Annotated in this window: 1 protein-coding gene and 1 pseudogene; both read left to right on the forward strand. The window is 34.6% G+C overall.

Annotated features, from left to right (window positions below; genetic code table 11):
* Positions 1–200: pseudogene (locus LI241_RS15455) on the forward strand (transcriptional regulator); the annotation flags it as partial.
* Positions 201–569: 369 nt separating this feature from the next.
* Positions 570–1,184 carry a helix-turn-helix domain-containing protein gene (locus LI241_RS15460; RefSeq protein WP_008393242.1) on the forward strand — a complete coding sequence of 205 codons (615 nt, stop codon included), beginning with the start codon at positions 570–572 and terminating at the stop codon, positions 1,182–1,184.
* Positions 1,185–1,409 lie beyond the last annotated feature (225 nt).

Raw genomic sequence — 1,409 nt, forward strand, 5'->3', positions numbered from 1 at the left:
ATAAGGAAATGCGAGGGTTAGACCGATACAGAGAACAGCCCAAAGAGTATAAATACCATGACCCTTATGATGACTGGATATTCCGTCAACTTGCGGACATAGACAGCAGAAATAACATTCCCGACACTTCGCCACAGTTAGATTTTGATGAAACGGACTATGAAGATTATCTGAAAGAGAAATGGAACAGAGGTCTTTAATTTTCCTCTTGAATGAAAGATACAGCAAACAAAAAGCCCAGTAAAGAGTGCAAAGCACCACCAATGGTGGCAAGGCTCTTGACAGGGCTTTTTCTTTTCTGTGGTTGGTAATCAAGAGGAAGAAAGAAAAAGTGTGTATTTTTCAAGACAGAAAAATGTCAAGGGGGGTGTGCTGATTTTTGTTGTGGCGGATATATGGAACTGTTATAATATGGATATGTTTAAATTACGTTATAAGCAAGAATATTCTGCTGATTTGTCAAAAAACATCATTGCAACTGCCAGTTGACATATTTCCATATCTAAATGGTGGCTATGCAACTGATAATATTGCTAAAATTACACCATGAAAGAAAGGAGTGTTAGCTAATGAATATGGCAGACAGAATACAATATTTAAGGAAATCAAAAGGAATATCACAAGAGGAACTTGCGGATAAAGTTGGAGTTTCAAGGCAGGCTGTTTCCAAATGGGAAAGTGAACAAAGTACGCCTGACTTAGAAAAAATAATTATAATGAGTGATTTTTTTGGAGTAACAACTGACTATATCCTAAAGGGAATTGAACCAGTAGCAGACAAAGAACAAAAAAATAAAGAGCTTACGAGTAAGGTACTTTATATATCATCAACAGCTTTTGTTGCTATTGGGCTGTTTTGTGCATTTGGTAATTGGTATGCAGAACAAACAATGGAAGCAGTTTGGGGTTCAATGATTATTCAAGCTATAGGGATTGTTGGATATTTTATAGCGAGAATACTATCGGAAGAAAAATCCCCCTTTTATGTAAATTGGCTTAATATAATCGGAGTTGCTTTTATGCCTATTTCTATGATTACAGGATATATTTCAGGATTGGTTTTCAAACTAGAAGGGTGGATTGCACCTTATCCGATAGGAATATTTCATACTTTAGTTTTCGTGTTAGTATTCTTTGTAGTTGTGATTGCAAGCTATATTATTCTAAAGAAACAAACAAAATAGTGATTACCTTTATTTTGCAAAAGCAGTTAGTCTTAGGATTGACTGCTTATTAATAAAAGACACCACTTCAATGTGTCAATGGTGTCTTTTTAGTGCTATTTTATCGTCATATCAAGGCTCGTTCAATCGTGGTATATTCGTGGTAAAATGAGTGTTTTTCTATACTTCGAAATGCTTGAAAGTGTAATATTTATAGGGATAATCAAAAATCAGATATAAAGTTTA

The organism is Longicatena sp. 210702-DFI.1.196, assembly GCF_020563125.1.
Lineage (GTDB): Bacteria > Bacillota_I > Bacilli_A > Erysipelotrichales > Erysipelotrichaceae > Longicatena > Longicatena caecimuris.